The 16,011-nt window shown below is 32.6% G+C and carries 15 protein-coding genes; 4 read left to right on the forward strand and 11 right to left on the reverse strand.

Annotation, left to right across the window (positions count from 1 at the left end):
• Positions 1–33: 33 nt before the first annotated feature.
• From COC46_RS02815 to COC46_RS02835, 5 genes are all read right to left on the reverse strand, one after another.
• Positions 34–1,092, reverse strand: coding sequence for a zinc-dependent alcohol dehydrogenase (locus tag COC46_RS02815; RefSeq protein WP_098808255.1), 1,059 nt, complete (start codon positions 1,090–1,092; stop codon positions 34–36).
• A 35-nt stretch (positions 1,093–1,127) separates the two neighbouring features.
• Positions 1,128–1,982: a carbohydrate ABC transporter permease gene (locus COC46_RS02820; RefSeq protein WP_098808256.1), complete on the reverse strand. Its 855-nt coding sequence runs from the start codon at positions 1,980–1,982 to the stop codon at positions 1,128–1,130.
• Positions 1,966–2,850, reverse strand: coding sequence for a carbohydrate ABC transporter permease (locus COC46_RS02825; RefSeq protein ID WP_098808257.1), 885 nt, complete (start codon positions 2,848–2,850; stop codon positions 1,966–1,968). The genes COC46_RS02820 and COC46_RS02825 overlap by 17 nt, the downstream gene beginning before the upstream one ends.
• A gap of 166 nt (positions 2,851–3,016) precedes the next feature.
• The gene (locus COC46_RS02830) at positions 3,017–4,285 is read right to left on the reverse strand and encodes an ABC transporter substrate-binding protein (RefSeq protein WP_098808318.1); all 1,269 of its coding nucleotides are present in this window, start codon (positions 4,283–4,285) and stop codon (positions 3,017–3,019) included.
• Positions 4,286–4,315: 30 nt separating this feature from the next.
• Positions 4,316–5,998: an alpha-amylase family glycosyl hydrolase gene (locus COC46_RS02835; RefSeq protein ID WP_098808258.1), complete on the reverse strand. Its 1,683-nt coding sequence runs from the start codon at positions 5,996–5,998 to the stop codon at positions 4,316–4,318.
• Positions 5,999–6,444: 446 nt separating this feature from the next.
• On the opposite strand from COC46_RS02835, the gene COC46_RS02840 reads away from it, so the two are divergent.
• Positions 6,445–7,464 carry a LacI family DNA-binding transcriptional regulator gene (locus tag COC46_RS02840; RefSeq protein ID WP_098808259.1) on the forward strand — a complete coding sequence of 340 codons (1,020 nt, stop codon included), beginning with the start codon at positions 6,445–6,447 and terminating at the stop codon, positions 7,462–7,464.
• 22 nt (positions 7,465–7,486) lie between these two features.
• Positions 7,487–8,158: a beta-phosphoglucomutase gene (gene pgmB / locus COC46_RS02845; RefSeq protein ID WP_098808260.1), complete on the forward strand. Its 672-nt coding sequence runs from the start codon at positions 7,487–7,489 to the stop codon at positions 8,156–8,158.
• 77 nt (positions 8,159–8,235) lie between these two features.
• Here pgmB and bioB read toward each other — a convergent pair whose 3' ends face one another.
• From bioB to COC46_RS02860, 3 genes are read right to left on the reverse strand one after another with little or no spacing between them, the layout of a single operon-like run.
• Complete coding sequence (gene bioB, locus COC46_RS02850; RefSeq protein WP_098808261.1) at positions 8,236–9,231, reverse strand: biotin synthase BioB; 996 nt, start codon at positions 9,229–9,231, stop codon at positions 8,236–8,238.
• A 23-nt stretch (positions 9,232–9,254) separates the two neighbouring features.
• Complete coding sequence (bioD, locus tag COC46_RS02855) at positions 9,255–9,935, reverse strand: dethiobiotin synthase (protein ID WP_176545035.1); 681 nt, start codon at positions 9,933–9,935, stop codon at positions 9,255–9,257.
• A gap of 1 nt (position 9,936) precedes the next feature.
• On the reverse strand, positions 9,937–10,509 hold the full coding sequence (locus COC46_RS02860; RefSeq protein ID WP_098808263.1) for a biotin transporter BioY: 573 nt from the start codon (positions 10,507–10,509) through the stop codon (positions 9,937–9,939).
• Positions 10,510–10,595: 86 nt separating this feature from the next.
• Between COC46_RS02860 and bioA the strand changes: the two genes are divergently transcribed.
• Positions 10,596–12,011 (forward strand): adenosylmethionine--8-amino-7-oxononanoate transaminase, encoded by a 1,416-nt coding sequence (bioA, locus tag COC46_RS02865; RefSeq protein WP_369700010.1) that lies wholly within the window; start codon positions 10,596–10,598, stop codon positions 12,009–12,011.
• Between the two features lie 553 nt (positions 12,012–12,564).
• Here bioA and COC46_RS02870 read toward each other — a convergent pair.
• A complete protein-coding gene (locus COC46_RS02870; protein ID WP_098808265.1) occupies positions 12,565–12,891 on the reverse strand; it encodes a hypothetical protein in 327 nt (108 codons plus the stop codon).
• Positions 12,892–13,118: 227 nt separating this feature from the next.
• On the opposite strand from COC46_RS02870, the gene COC46_RS02875 reads away from it, so the two are divergent.
• Complete coding sequence (locus tag COC46_RS02875; RefSeq protein ID WP_098808266.1) at positions 13,119–13,886, forward strand: TSUP family transporter; 768 nt, start codon at positions 13,119–13,121, stop codon at positions 13,884–13,886.
• Between the two features lie 50 nt (positions 13,887–13,936).
• Here the strand turns inward: COC46_RS02875 and COC46_RS02880 are convergent, their stop codons facing one another.
• Positions 13,937–15,112: a thiolase family protein gene (locus COC46_RS02880; RefSeq protein ID WP_098808267.1), complete on the reverse strand. Its 1,176-nt coding sequence runs from the start codon at positions 15,110–15,112 to the stop codon at positions 13,937–13,939.
• A gap of 50 nt (positions 15,113–15,162) precedes the next feature.
• Positions 15,163–15,945: an SDR family NAD(P)-dependent oxidoreductase gene (locus COC46_RS02885; RefSeq protein ID WP_098808268.1), complete on the reverse strand. Its 783-nt coding sequence runs from the start codon at positions 15,943–15,945 to the stop codon at positions 15,163–15,165.
• Between the last annotated feature and the right edge of the window lie 66 nt (positions 15,946–16,011).

Raw genomic sequence — 16,011 nt, forward strand, 5'->3', positions numbered from 1 at the left:
ACACTCCCATGATTTTAATGATTGATATTCTTATTATTTTTTAAATTGAACACCCATCTTAATGCTTAGCTCGGGCTTTTGATCAACAAATTCCATATACGATTCAGCTACTTCTTCAAATGAAACAACTGGTTCAATTAAATCTTCACAATTTAAATAACCATTCATTAATAATTCCCAACAAGTATTTTCGATTCGTTTACGTGACCAACGTGGATGATCCGGGTTTGGTTCACTACTACCTCTTGAAAATACAATTTTAGCATTGTTAAAATGTGCTTCACGACCGAGATTAAATCCTTCTGGGAAAGGTTTAGCAAAAGCTACATAAGAAATTGTTCCACCGTATGCAATTCCTCTTAGTGCTGCTTGCAGTGAACTTGATACACCACTTGTTTCAATGATTGAATCTGCACCTAATTTATTAGTAATTTTTTTAATTTCATATCCTAAATCGCAGTTAATTGGATTGAAGCAATAATCCGCTCCATTTTTTAACGCGATATCGCATCTATGTTGTAATGGATCTACACCAATTACAATACTAGCTCCAGCTTTCTTTGCTAACTGGATAGCAATTTGTCCAATTGCACCTAGTCCTACAACTACTACATAATCACCCGCTCTAACATTTGCATCCCTAACTCCGCTCATTGCAAATTGTGCTGGATCATAATAAACTGCATTCTTCCATGAAGAACCTTCTGGCATTTTACGTAATTTATAATTATCTACAGCATTAACGATTACGGTTTCCATGATTGGACCATAAGTACAAACTTGATCTCCTAATTTGTACTCAGTCACTTCATCACCGATTTCACAAATGCTACCTACAACCATATTTCCTAATTGAAATTCACCAAATACGATTCCACGAGCAGCTCCTTCTTCACGTGGCATAAACATTTTCCATTCTTCATTGAACTCTTCATCAATAAATGGACTAAGTCCTCTAAAATCAACCACTTCTGTACCATGTTTTGGTGAAGCAAATTCGACTTTAATTTTTACTTCATTTGGTTGTACAAGGCGATCTTCGTACTCGACTAATGCTGCAACTCTTGGTTCAACTGCTACTAATTTTTTCATTTTATTTCATCCTTTCAGTAAAAAATTATTTCGAATTAACCTTTTACTCCACCTTCAGTTAAGTTACCTTTAATAAAGTGCTCAGATAATGCATACATAATAACTACTGGTAAAGCAGTAACTAAAGATGCTGCCATCATACGACCCCACACATAATCTGGTGTACTAAATAAAGTATTTAAACCGATTGGTAACGTAAAGTTTTCTGAACTTGATAAGAAAATTGATGCAAATAAATAATCATTCCATGCAATCATAAATGCATATACGAAAACAGAAACGATTCCCGATATTGACAAAGGAATAATTATATAGAAGATTATTTTTAATCGACTAAGACCATCAATCATAGCCGCTTCTTCCAAATCTTCAGGAATTGTATCGAAATAACTCTTTAACATAAAGATTGCTGTTGGTAGAGTTTGAACAATCATCGTAATGATCAATGCCATTTTTGTATCATATAAACCGAAACCAGAAATGATTTTAAATAATGGTACAACTAGTAAGATCCCTGAAAACATATAAACAGTGTAAAAACTAGCATTTATCGTCACTCTTCCTTTAAACTTTAGTTTCGATAAAGCGTACGCTCCTAAAATACCAAGAACGACTGATAATGAAGCTGCGATTATAGCGACAATTAAACTATTTTTAAAGTAGTTTAAATATGGGAAAATTGTCGGATTAAAAATATCAATATAATGCTGGAAAGTCCATTCATGTGGCAATAATGTCGGATTTGTTGCAATTGCTTCTTTTGAACTTTTTAATGACGTCATTAGCATAATAAAGAATGGAAATAACATGATTCCAAGAATTAGAATCAGTACTACATAGAAACCAGTTTTCTTCATAATTTTATTTCTTTTACTACTTACTGCTGCCATTTAAGTTCACCTTCTTTCTTGATACGATAATAACAATGAATAATATGATAAATAAGATTACTGAAATTGACGATGCTTTTCCTAAATTATTGAAAGCAAACGCTGTTTCATATAAATAAATACCTAAAATATTTACTTTTTTTGTTAATAAGTAAACATCTGTAAACATGTAGAACATCCAAATAAATCGTAAAGTTACAACAGTTAGTAATACCGGCATAATCGCTGGTAAAGTTACAACTTTAAACTTTTGCCAAAGTGAAGCCCCATCGATATCAGCAGCTTCGTATAATGATTTATCTATCGTTTGCAAGATTGCTAAAAACGAAATAAATGCATAAGGGAAATACTTCCAAATCGCAAAAACTACTACAACTATAAAACTATAAACTGGATTGTCAAACCATAGTGGCGCCCTTTTAAATAGATGAAAAACATCCGTTCCTAAGTAATTGATAATCCCATATGAGTTATTAAACATATATTTCCAAGCAAAAACTAATGAAATAGATGGAGTTACATAAGAAAGGATTATTAAAGAACGAGCAGTTTTACGGAACTTAAATGGACGATTAAAGAATAAAGCAACACCAAGACCAACTACTGTACTACCAACTACAGTTAAAACTGTATATAGAATGGTAATTCCTAAAGATTTATAGAACTCGATATCTTTAATAACATCTGTGTAATGAGATAAACCAACAAACTTAGCTGGTAATCTAGGGTTAATCGGCTGATCAAAAAAACTTATTTTAATATTAGATAACATCGGATAAGCAACTAGCAATAATAGTAGGAAAATACTTGGTAAAAGTAGTACCATGGCTAGCTTTATATCAGATTTTTTTCGGGCTATTGGTTTCATACTTCCTCCTAAAAAACAATCTATTCTCTTATTTGATAGATTGGTGATAAAAGAAAAGTTGTTTAAAAAGCAACTTAGCTTGCTTTTCAAGCGTTCGTTCTTCTCAAACAACTTTCAGTAATTAAGGAATCAAATAATTATTACTAGTAAATTGAATTAAAAGTAATTATTTTATTACACCTTTTAATTTTTCTCCCGCTTCTTTAATAGCAGAATCTACGCTTTTTCCACCAACAGTCACATCATTAATTAACTTAGCAACTGCTCCTGAACTTGTAACATCACCCATTTTTAAGAAGTTCTTGTTATCAACAAGACCAAATACTTGAATGTTATCAAAAGCGCTTGCGATTTCAGTTGAAAGCTCACCAAATGAATTTACAACTTTATTTTCTTTATATTCTTTGCTTTCTGTTACTTCTTTATTTACTGGTTGAGATCCACCTGGAGACATTAATACTAACTTCGTATTATTTTCAGGTTTCGCCATAAACTCTACTAATTTTTCTGCTGCAGCTTTTTGGTCATCATCTAAACCAGAAGAAATCGTGTAAGCAGATACTGTTCCATAAACTGCTTTTGTTTTTTCAGTTGGAATTACAAATCCAATATTGTTTGTTTTACCTTCTTCATATACTGAAGGAAGAATATAAGTAGAATAAACAGCCATTGGAGCAGATCCATTCATGAAAGCATCTTTTACTTCTGTAACATCATTAGAACCTGGCATTGTATATTTTGATAATTCTTTATAGTAGTTTAAAGCTTCTTTCATTTCAGGTGTATTTAATGTTAAATCACCTTTGCTATCGAACATATTTGCATTGTTTGATAAAGCGAATTGTGAGAAGGCTTGTTCAGAAAAACCACCTTCAGCAGTTGGAATTGCAATACCGTATTTTTTACTTCCACTATTCGTAAATGCCTTTGCAATCTTTAAAACATCATCCCAATTTTTAGGTTCTGCGAATCCTTTGTCAGCAAGCATTTGCTTGTTATACCAAATTCCTTGTACCCAACCACTAATTGGAACACCAGTATAGTTTTTGCCGTCCTCAGTTTTTAAAAGCTTTAACGCACCTTCATAATACTTATCTTCTCCAACTTTAGAGATAATTGATTTAACTGCATCTTTATCAATTAATTCGTCCTTGTCCATAACTTTTGCATAGTCTTGTCCAACTTCAATAACCGCTGGAAGCTTGCCTGAGCTTGCCAAAGTTACAACTTTCGTATTGTAAGAATCTTCCTCAACTGGAACTTGCTTTACTGTAATATTTGGGTTTACTTTTTCAAATTTAGAAATTAAATCAGTAATTACTGCTAATCTCTCTTGTTCAACAGAAGAATGCATAAATTCAATCGTTACTTTACCATTCTCTTTTTTCCCACCACACGCTGTTAATCCAACAGCTAACATTAAAACTAAGAACATACTTAATACTTTTTTCACTTGTTCTGCCTCCTATTTTAAAGGTTTTAACCAAAGGAATTCATATGGATTTAAAGTAATGTTTTCATTAAATTCTTCAACATTTCCCGTAATAATATTCATAAATTTTCCGTTTAAATCGCAGTTCGCTTGCTCATTTGATAGGTTATGAAGAATTACAACACTATCCTCTTCATTAACACGTTTGATCGCAAATACATTTTCATTTACTTCAAGTACTTCCATTTTTACATCAGGATTAAATAGTTTTTCCTCTTTACGTACTTGGATAATTTTTGTAAGTTCTGTGAAAACTTTATTTCTTAATGAACCTTCTTCCATTAATTCCTTTTCAATCGTATCAAGTGCATATTTTTGACGATTAATTGAGCGATTCATTCCAGTTTTTTCAACACCCGCATAATCATTTCTAGAACCTAACATACTTTGGATGTAAATAGCCGGTACACCTTGGAATGTTAATAAGATTGAATGCGCTAACAAGAATCTTTTTACTCTTATATCATCACTTGTAGATTGTTTATTTAAAGCATCTAAATAAGTTACATTTATTTCATATGGACTTTCTGTGCCATCTGAATTTTTCTTATAATTTACTAATGCTCCTTCTACCTTTAAATCTTCTACTAACGAAAGAATTTCTTCTTCATGGATAATTCCACGAATCGGATTTAAACCAATTCCATCATGTGAAGCTAAGAAGTTGAAAAAAGTTGTATCTTTTCCAGAACCTTCTAGATTTTTTGCCCAATTTGTTAATACACTACCATTCCCTTTATGAAGTGAATATAAAACTAATGGAGGTAGTGGAAATTGGTAAACCATATGTGCTTCATCATGTCCGTTACCAAAGTAAGAAATATTATCTAAATGAGGAACATTCGTTTCAGTAATCATTACTGTACCCTTAGCTGCTTCATCTAATAAATCACGGAATAATTTAACGATTTCATGTGTTTTTTCAAGATGGATACATGAAGTACCAACTTCTTTCCACATATATCCTACTGCATCAAGTCTTACATATTCCGCTCCTTGTTCAAGGTAAAATAGTAAAACATCAATCATATCTAGTAAAACTTGTGGATTACTAAAATTTAAATCAATTTGGTCATCACTAAATGTTGTCCAAATGTATTTTTCCTCACCATTCGCTAATTTAAACTTTGATAGCAATGGAAGTGCTCTAGGTCTAGTTACTGAGCTTAAATCAACTGAAGGATCCATATCAATGAAATAGTCTTGATATTTTGGATCGCCGTTTAAGTATCCTTGGAACCATTCACTCTTACTTGAGATATGATTACATACATAATCAAACATTATTCTTGCTGATTTTGATAAGCTCTCGATATGTGACCAATCGCCTAATTCTGGATTTACTTTTTTATAATCAACTACTGAAAAACCATCATCAGATGTATAAGGATAAAAAGGCAAAATATGAACAAGTTCAAATTTATTTGCTAAATGTTCATCAAACATTTTTTTAAATGTTTCTAATGTTGGTTTCCCCTCTTCTTGGAACTGATCACCGTAAGTAATTAAAACTACATCTGACTCGTCCCAATTTTGTTTTCTTTTTTTCGTAATTTTTATTTTAGCTTCTTCAATGCGATTTACGATTGCACTATAAAGTTGATCAATTTCTTTGTTTTCATAAATATAGGCTAATCTTTCTTTAATTTTACTCATAAGATTCCTCCTTGTGGTATCGCTCCCACAGAGATGTGAAATTTCCTTGGTACCGCTCCCACAATCAATATATTATAGAAAGCGCTTACTGTCAATTTAAAAACTTTATGAAAATATGATATTTTTTTGAAAAATATGTCACATTAAACATTTTAATCATAGATTTAAAACAATCACTATTCATATAAAGTTCTAACGATAGATAAGGTAACATTATTTACCTATCAGTATTTTGTCTATAGTCTTGACAAAAATAATAGAAAACTCGATACTATCATTTATAATTACGAAAAATTTTCGTACTCGCTCCTAAATAAATTTATCTACAACACTATTTTAGTATAACTATACCCCTGCGTTTTATTCTTAAATAAAGAATCATTTAAAAAATCAAAAATGAAAACGTTTTTATGAAATAACTTCAGAAAACAAAGAGGAGAATACAAATGGGCCCAACAATTTACGATATTGCTCGCGTGGCTAACGTTTCAAAGTCCACTGTATCTCGAGTACTTAATAATAAAGATAATATTTCAGAAGAAAGCCGTATACGAGTAATGAAGGCAATTGAAGAGTTAAATTACCAACCTAATAAATTAGCTAGGGCTCTTACATCATCAGGCTTTGATGCAATCTTGGTAATGTCCCGTTCTACGAAAACAACTGCCGGAAACACGTTTTTCTCTGAAATTATTCACTCTATTTCAACGAGATCAGAAGTAGAAAATTTCGATGTCATTATCCAAACATCTAAAAATAGCAAAGATGAGTTAAATAAGTGTATCGAGAAGATTCGAGGGAAAATGATTAAAGGAATTCTAATGCTGAGTTCACCTGCAAATGAGGACTTTTTCAAAGAATTAGATAAATATAAAATTCCAGTAGTAGTTATTGGAAGAGTAGAAGGAAACTATCAACATATTTATTCAGTGGATACTGATAATTTTAATGATAGTTATCAATTAGTCCAACACTTAATCAATCAAGGACATACTGACATTGCATGTCTACATTCTTCTCTCGATTACCATGTATCAATTGACAGACTGGAAGGATATAAAAAATGTTTAATTGATAATGGAATTCCTCTTCGCCCTGATCGAATTATTGATAGTGGGTATACAATGGAAAGGGCATACGAAGTTTCAGAATCACTTTTGAAATCTAAAGATTTACCTACAGCAATTTTTGCAATAGATGACCTGAAAGTGATTGGACTTTATAATACAACTGCAAAGTTAGGAATATCCATCCCGAAAGATGTATCAGTTATAGGATATAATAATGGGATTTTTTCACCATTGTTCTCGCCACCTTTAACAGGGATTGAAATTCCTGTTATGAAGCTTGGTGAAATTGCTACAGACTTACTTTTTAAGCGAATAAAAAATGTACCTAAAAAATCAGAGCACATTATTGTTCCAACAAAGTTGGTCGAACGAAAATCAGTTGCAAAATTAAATTGATCGAATCTATGGAGGTATCATTTTGAAAAAACAAATTGAAGCATTTATTTTTGATTTAGACGGTGTAATTACTGATACTGCTGAATTTCATTATTTAGCGTGGAAAAAGTTAGGTGAAGACTTAGGAATTCCTTTTGATCGTGAATTTAATGAAACATTAAAAGGTGTAAGCCGAACAGATTCATTAGAAAGAATCCTAACGTTAGGAAACCGACAAAATGATTTCACTGAAAGCGAAAAAAATGATTTAGCAACAAAAAAGAATGCACATTATGTGGAACTAATTCGCAATATATCTGAAAAAGACTTATTACCCGGCATTGAATCATTTTTAAAGCAAATTAAAGAAGCTGGTATTAAAATTTCAATGGCATCTGCTTCAAAAAATGCATTAATGGTCGTTAAAGCTTTAGGCATTATTGATTATTTTGACCATATCGTTGACGCTGCAACAGTCATTAATTCTAAGCCAGATCCAGAAGTATTTTTAAAAGCTGCCGAAGCAGTTTCTGCTAAACCTGAGAACTGCATCGGTGTGGAGGACGCGGCAGCTGGTGTAGACGCGATTAACTCGGCTAATATGTTCTCAGTTGCGATTGGAGATGCTGCAATTTTAGGCCATGCTAACCTAGTTTTATCATCAACTGAAGAATTAGAACTTAATCGTATTATTGATAAGTATTTAACAGTTTAATACCAAAGTAGCATTTTGATTAATTAATAATAAAAAACGAAAACCTAATTTTCATTTTCTAGGTTTTCGTTTTTTTATTATGAGAATATCTTTTCTTGTTTTCCAACCAACTCAATCTCAAACCCCAAATCTTCTAGCATTGCATGGTCACTATTTGTTTCCTGCCCCTCCGTTGTCAAATAATCACCTATGAAAATACTATTTGCCACATAAAGTCCAAGTGGCTGTAAACTACGCAGATTTACTTCACGTCCTCCAGAAATTCGAATTTCTTTCGTTGGATTAATGAATCGGAAAAGTGCCAACACTTTTAAACAATAACGTGGATTTAATTCGTTCACGCCTTCTAGTTTCGTTCCATTAATAGCATGTAAAAAGTTTACCGGAATGGAGTCTGCATCTAATAATCGTAATGACCTCGCGATTGAAATAACATCTTGTTTCGTTTCCTTCATCCCAATAATTGCTCCTGAACATGGAGATATACCTGACTGTTTAACTTTCTCAACCGTATCTATGCGATCCTGATATGTATGGGTTGTTGTTATATAATTATGATGCTCCGCTGAAGTATTTAAATTATGATTATATCGATCAACACCTGCTTCTTTCAGTTCACTAGCTTGATGATCCTTAATAAGCCCTAAGCAGGCACATACTTTCAAACCGTATAATTCTTTAATTTCCTTAACTGCATCTGTAACAACATTTACATCCCTGTTTGTCGGTCCACGTCCACTTGCAACAATACAATATGTACCTGCCTTTAAATCAAAGGCACGCTTTGCACCATCAAGAATTTCTTCTTTAGATAGAAAAGGATATTTCTCAATAGGTGCACTAGAAATTGAAGATTGGGAACAATAGCCGCAATCCTCAGGACAATAACCACTTTTAGCATTAATGATCATATTTAGTTTAACTTTTTTTCCATAATAATGTTTCCTAATAATAAATGCACCTTGTAAAAGTGAAAGTAAGTCATCATCTTCACATGTTAATATGCTTAATGCTTCTTCGTCTGAAATTTCTTTACCTAAAATAACTTCATGTGCCAAATTAGTCCAATTCACCTTGAATCGCTCCTGTTCATTTATCATTTCGTCAATAATTGTTGAATTTCAATAATATTTTCTTCTGTAAAAAAGTCCGACTGTTCCGGTATGACTCCTAGAATGTTTTGTCCAGTTAATTTTTCTAGCATCATTAAATTATCTTTTTCCATGTCATTCATGGTCGATGGTACGTTATTAATTAATAAGCCTAAAATATTAATTTGGTGCGACATCAAATACTCAGTTGTTAAAACTGTATGATTAATCGTTCCTAGCCTTAATGTAGTAACAAGAATTACAGGTAGATTTAATAGCTTTATTAAATCAATCGTCCCAAAATTTTCTTTTATCGGAACTGCAACTCCACCGGCACCTTCAACAAAAACAACATCATGCTTGTCTTCTAATTGCTTATATTTTTCTAAAATAACTTGCTCATCGATAAAGACATTTTCTAGTTTACTAGCTAAATGTGGTGAAACGGGTGTTTTAAGCGTGTATGAATTGTAATAATGATCGTCTTCTGAAAGCGTTAATTTTTCTTTATAAAACGCTACATCCTCACCTATAAATCTATTATCTATATTAACTACTCCACTCTGAATTGGCTTATAAGGAATTGCATCAATTCCTTTTCTTTGCAGGCAAGATACCATTTGAGTAGTTACATAGGTTTTCCCAATATTTGTATCAATTCCAGTAACAAAATATCCTTTCCCCATCTTAAGCAGCCACCTTTTTTTCATTGTCTCTAGCTTTAGCAAAATGAGAATATAGGCGCACTGCCAATACTCCTCCTAAAACAGCAAGTAATAAATCTTGACCAATGCTATATACCAGCCCCATCATTAGAACCTTTTCGACTGAAACAGGACTATCTAACCAAGTATTTAAAGAAAGATATACATATGTAATGCCTAAAATATAAACAATCATTAACCCGACTACATTCGCAAAAATATAATGTTTAAGCTTCGGTTCTTTCGTTTTTTCTATTATGTATCCAATGACAAATGCTCCAATGATGAAGCCTATTAAATAGCCGAATGTTGGCTTTAATACATATTCAGGTCCACCACCTGAAGCAAATACTGGTATCCCAATTAATCCAATTCCTACATACAGTATTTGACTCATCATCCCTCTTTTACTTCCTAAAAGATTGCCGGCTAAAAATACAAAAAGTATTTGAAGCGTAAACGGAATCACTGGTAAGGGAATCTTAATAAACGCCCCAATCGATGTTAATGAGGCAAATAATGATATTACTGTTAAAGATAAAGTCCTATTTTGCATAGAATTCCCCCTATTAATTTATAAGTTTGACAAACTAGCAAAATTTGACAAACTCACAAAATTAAATTAACATGCAATTAAAATATATGTCAACCTTTGTTGTATTTTGGTTAACATATAATTCAAGGGGGATAACATTATTTATGAATCAAGAACTCTATCAAGAATTATCTTCAAAAAATAAACAATACCTTTGGCATCCTTTTACTCAAATGAAAGATTATATAAACGAAGATCCACTGATTATTTCACATGGAAAAGATAGAAAGTTATATGATGTATTGGGGAATGAATATTATGATGGGGTCTCCTCTATTTGGTTAAATGTTCACGGTCATAATATCCAGGAATTAAATAAAGCGATTAATGAGCAGTTAGAAAAGGTTGCCCATTCTACACTTTTAGGTATGGCCAATATACCTGCGATTCTTTTAGCAGAGAAGCTAGTTGATATTTCTCCTAATGGCTTAGAAAAGGTTTTTTATTCTGACTCGGGGGCTACTTCTGTAGAAATCGCTATAAAAATGGCCTATCAGTATTGGAGAAACATCGGTAAACCCGATAAAAATACTTTTGTTACGATGAAGGAAGCGTATCACGGAGATACAATTGGGGCAGTTTCCGTAGGAGCAATTGATTTATTTCATCAGGCGTATAATGAGCTACTATTTCCGAGTATAAAAGTTTCCTATCCACATCTTTACCGATCTAAATATGTGGGTAATGAAATAGAAATTAGGGATGCCTATTTAAAAGAGGTAGAAGATTTATTTATCGAAAAAGCTAATTCAATTGCAGCATTAATACTCGAACCTATTGTTCAAGGAGCAAGCGGTATTATTGTTATGCCAAAAGGATATTTAAAAGCCGTACGGGAATTATGTATAAAATATGATGTATTACTTATCGCTGACGAGGTCGCAACAGGTTTTGGTCGTACTAGTAAAATGTTTGCTTGTGATTTAGAAGGAGTTACGCCTGATATTTTGACTTGCGGAAAAGGTTTAACTGGTGGGTACTTACCGGTGGCAGCAACATTAACAACAAACAGAATCTATGAAGCTTTTTTAGGTACATACGAAGAGCAAAAAACTTTCTTTCATGGACATAGTTATACCGGTAATCCGCTTGGATGTGCAGTAGCATTAGCAAATTTAGATTTATTTAAGAACACTCAATTATTAGAACATGTTGAAAAGATTTCAACTTATGTAAAAGAGAAACTGATGAAATTTAATGAATTAAAACATGTTGGAGATATACGTCAAAGTGGCTTGATGATTGGAATTGAACTAGTAAAATCAAAGGATTCAAAAGAAGCTTTCCATTGGAATGAGCGAATTGGTGTGCAAGTAACGAAAAGAGCAAAGGAACTCGGTTTACTTACCCGTCCACTTGGAAATGTTATTGTATTTATGCCGCCATTAGCATCAAAGGAATCGGAGCTTGAGGAAATGTTGGACATTCTGTATCGAGCTATTTCCGACATTACGGAATCGTAATCAAAAACGAAAATAGTTTTTGCCTTCTCTGTTTCCAGGCTTACAAAGACTTTGATTTCTTTTACATGGATTTTTTAAATACTTACCTAGAGTGACCATGGTATTTGATCAAGAAGATCATAATAAATTCTATTATTATAACCCAGATTTATCTTTAAACAATAAAGTAGATATTGGTACATATGAAAAAAATCAAACTTAAAATATGTAATAAAGAGTAATCAACTTAACAACGAAGAATTTACTCTAAGTACAAAAGGATTTACAATTTTTATAAATGGTCAAAAATATTATTTTTATCAATTTAGCAGTGTACCCACAATTGAAGAATAATTACTTATAAAAAGTGTAACTAAAAATAAATGGTGCAAATAGACGTTGCTAATAGAGAATAATAAAACAATAAAAATAAAACAGGAGAAGATTATCGTATTAAGCATATAAGCTTTGTTGTGTTGAATTAACATAAATGAAGTAACCTACTAACAATAAAAAAGTAAATACCTTATAGAAAAAAATAGAGTGAAGAAACTTAGTGTTTCTCACTCCATTTTCACTTATTTAAATCTTTTTCATTTGTTATTGGATAGCCTTTTATTTCATCTAACGAATGTAAATAAATTTCCATTTCACTCATTCTTAAACGAATTTCTTCAATTCCATCTTCTAATATCTTCGTTAAATCTTTTTGAACTTCTTTAATCACTTCATCTTTTTCAAGACCCTCTAAGCGGACAATGCGATTGACCTTTAGTTCTTCAAGTGCCATCTTCATTTCAATCTTTGTAACTACCTCTTTCATCAATCGATTGATGTTTTTTTCAAAGTATTTTTCTTTAGCCTGTCCTATTTCTGTAGTTCTTGATTGTTCGAAATACACTCCGTATACACCTCTTCATCAATTTATCACATATCAATATATGCAAATTTTAAGAGAGTGGTACAAGTTAAAATGAAAAACTCATATTATTTTTGAAACAGAGAATTAAAATAGTATCATTATTGCTTTTTGCTGTGTTTATTATAATAATATTCTTATATTACTAAATTAATGATTTACATTAGTTTTTATTTTAACTACTAGCAAATTAAAGAAAGGTAGATTTGATGATATTCCATATTGATCCATCGTTATTATTAACTTTAATTGTATTTGGATTTTTAGCTGCATTTATTGATTCCGTAGTTGGAGGCGGTGGGCTAATTACTTTACCAGTATTATTATTTACTGGTCTTTCTCCAGCTGCTGCTGTTGCCACGAACAAATTAGCTGGGTCAATTGGCTCTTTAACGAGCACAATCATGTTCTATCGTTCTGGAAAACTTGATTTAAAATCAGTCTATAAGTTATTCCCACTCACTTTTATTGGTTCTATTTTAGGAGCTTGGACGGTTCATTTAATTGACCCCACTATTCTAAAGCCACTTATGCTCGTTATGCTTGCTGCTGTTGCAGTTTATACTATTTTTAAGAAAAATTGGGGAGATACTACTTCCAATAAAAAGCTGTCAGCTACTCGTATAATTCTATTTATGCTTTTAATTTTTGGAATAGGTTTCTATGATGGGTTTATTGGCCCTGGTACAGGTTCATTCTTAATATTTGCTTTTTTAATGATGGGATTTGATTTTTTAAAGGCAGCAGGGAATGCAAAATTTTTAAATTTTGGAAGTAATATAGCTGCATTATTAATGTTTATGTACTTAGGACAAATTCATTATGCTTATGGTTTAGCTATGGGACTTGCACAAATAGCTGGTGCCATTTGTGGATCAAAATTTGCGATAAAAAAAGGCAGTGGCTACGTTCGCGTCCTTTTTATTACGGTTACCTTTTTATTGTTAGCAAAAAATACATTTGATTATCTTCATTAAAACGTATAAATAAAAAATGGTAGGCTGTATGCTTACCATTTTTTAATAGATTATACGGCTTCCACAATAATGGATACTCCTTGTCCACCACCAACACATAAAGTTGCTAAACCGATTTGTTTCTTTTGTCGTATTAATTCGTGTAATAAAGTAACTACTATTCTTGTACCTGAACATCCGATTGGATGCCCTAAAGCAATAGCTCCTCCGTTTACATTAATAATCTCTTCAGATATACCTAGTTCCTTATTTACTGCAAGCACTTGTGCAGCAAACGCTTCATTGATCTCTGCCAATTCAATATCCTGTATTGTTAAGTTTGCTCGTTGCAGAGCTATTTGTGTTGCTGGAACTGGTCCGATACCCATAATAGAAGGTGATACTGCAGCGCTTGCGACAGATCGAATTTTGGCAAGAGGTTTTAAACCATATTCTCTAACAGCTTGTTCAGAAGCAATAATGACTGCAGCTGCACCATCATTTAAAGAAGAGGCATTTCCAGCTGTCACTGTTCCATTTTCTTTAAATGCTGGTTTAAGAGTTTGCAATTTCTCCAAACTAGTGCTTTTTATGTTCTCATCTTCTGTAAAAAAAGTAGTACCTTTTTTACTTTTAATCGTAACTGGAATAATTTCCTTTTCGAATAGTCCCTGCTCTTTAGCTTTAATTGCTTTTTGTTGACTTGATAATGCATATGCATCTTGTTCCTCGCGCGATATACGATAGTCTTCAACTAAATTTTCCGCTGTCACTCCCATATGATAACCTTCTATTGCACAGTGGAGCCCGTCATGAAAAATTGCGTCTACCGTCTTCAAATCTCCCATTTTTTGTCCCCATCTTGCATTCATCACTAAATGTGGGACATTACTCATACTTTCGGTTCCACCTGCAATTACAATATTCGAATCTCCAGCTAATATTTGGTGATAGGCTAATGTTATTGCTCGCAGTCCAGATGCACATTGTTTATCGATTGTAATGGCTGGTATAGATGGGGGTAAGCCAGCATTAATTGCCGCTTGTCTTGATGGATTACCTTTCAGTCCTGATTTTAAAACATTACCTATTACTACTTCATCAATACAATCTGCAGAAAGACCAGATCGTTGCCATACTTCCTTAACAACTGTTGATGCAAGCTGTACGGCACCGACCTCTTTCAATGAACCACCAAAACACCCTATAGGCGTTCTGAGTGCCTCGACTAAATAGACATTTTGCATTCACAATCCCTCGCTTCGATAAATTTAATCTCGTATTTGTCTTAAGCTATCTACACTTTTTCCTCAATCATTTTTCGAGTATAAATAGTTACCCACTTCCTTGGTAGTAGTCCTACAGATTTTGCCATCAGTTTATTTTTAAAGCCCGGAATGATCACCGTCTTATTTTTCATTAAGCCTTCAAAGCCGTACTTAGCAACTGATTTAGGATCCATTAAGTTTTTAATGAAAATTTTTGTTCCTGTTGAAGCAAGACCTTCTGTAAGAGGCGTTTTTGTTGAAGGAGGGCATAGTACACTTACTTGAACTCCGGTTCCTTTCAGTTCTTCAGCGATTGCTTCTGTAAAAGATAAAACATATGACTTGCTTGCCCCATACATCGACATCAGTGGAGTAGGTTGAAAGGCAGCTGTCGATGCAACATTTAAAATTTTACCGCGATTTCGTTTAACCATTTCATCCGCTATAAGTCTAGTTAAATAAGTTAGGGAGATCATATTCAGTTGAAGGCATTCCAATTCTTTCTTAATATCTAATTCAGTCATTAAACCAAGTCCGCCTGCGCCTGCATTATTAATCAAAATATCGATGTTGATCCCTTCACTTTTCAAATATGTATACAAGCTCTCTATGGTTGAATGATTGCTTAAGTCACCGACAAAAGTAGTTACCTCTACTCTATATTCATTTTTTAAAAACTCAGCTTGTTTTTCCATCAACATTGCATCTCTGGCAACTAAGACTAAGTTAAAACGATGTTCTGCAAAAACTTTTGCAAATTCTAATCCAATACCTTTTGTTGCACCTGTAATTAATACTGTTTCAGTTGGCATAGATCATTAACCCTCCTTATATTTAAATATTCTAAATTTTATAAAAATAACCTTATCACTAATTAT

The sequence above is a fragment of the Bacillus sp. AFS041924 genome (assembly GCF_002577195.1).
Taxonomy (GTDB): Bacteria; Bacillota; Bacilli; order Bacillales; family Bacillaceae_G; genus Gottfriedia.

Coding starts and splice junctions, on each gene's coding strand:
- COC46_RS02815 (WP_098808255.1), bottom strand. CDS start 1,092: ATGAAAAAATTAGTAGCAGTTGAACCAAGAGTTGCAGCATTAGTCGAG.
- COC46_RS02820 (WP_098808256.1), bottom strand. CDS start 1,982: ATGGCAGCAGTAAGTAGTAAAAGAAATAAAATTATGAAGAAAACTGGT.
- COC46_RS02825 (WP_098808257.1), bottom strand. CDS start 2,850: ATGAAACCAATAGCCCGAAAAAAATCTGATATAAAGCTAGCCATGGTA.
- COC46_RS02830 (WP_098808318.1), bottom strand. CDS start 4,285: ATGTTCTTAGTTTTAATGTTAGCTGTTGGATTAACAGCGTGTGGTGGG.
- COC46_RS02835 (WP_098808258.1), bottom strand. CDS start 5,998: ATGAGTAAAATTAAAGAAAGATTAGCCTATATTTATGAAAACAAAGAA.
- COC46_RS02840 (WP_098808259.1), top strand. CDS start 6,445: ATGGGCCCAACAATTTACGATATTGCTCGCGTGGCTAACGTTTCAAAG.
- bioD (WP_176545035.1), bottom strand. CDS start 9,935: ATGGGGAAAGGATATTTTGTTACTGGAATTGATACAAATATTGGGAAA.
- COC46_RS02860 (WP_098808263.1), bottom strand. CDS start 10,509: ATGCAAAATAGGACTTTATCTTTAACAGTAATATCATTATTTGCCTCA.
- bioA (WP_369700010.1), top strand. CDS start 10,596: ATGTCAACCTTTGTTGTATTTTGGTTAACATATAATTCAAGGGGGATA.
- COC46_RS02875 (WP_098808266.1), top strand. CDS start 13,119: ATGATATTCCATATTGATCCATCGTTATTATTAACTTTAATTGTATTT.
- COC46_RS02880 (WP_098808267.1), bottom strand. CDS start 15,112: ATGCAAAATGTCTATTTAGTCGAGGCACTCAGAACGCCTATAGGGTGT.
- COC46_RS02885 (WP_098808268.1), bottom strand. CDS start 15,945: ATGCCAACTGAAACAGTATTAATTACAGGTGCAACAAAAGGTATTGGA.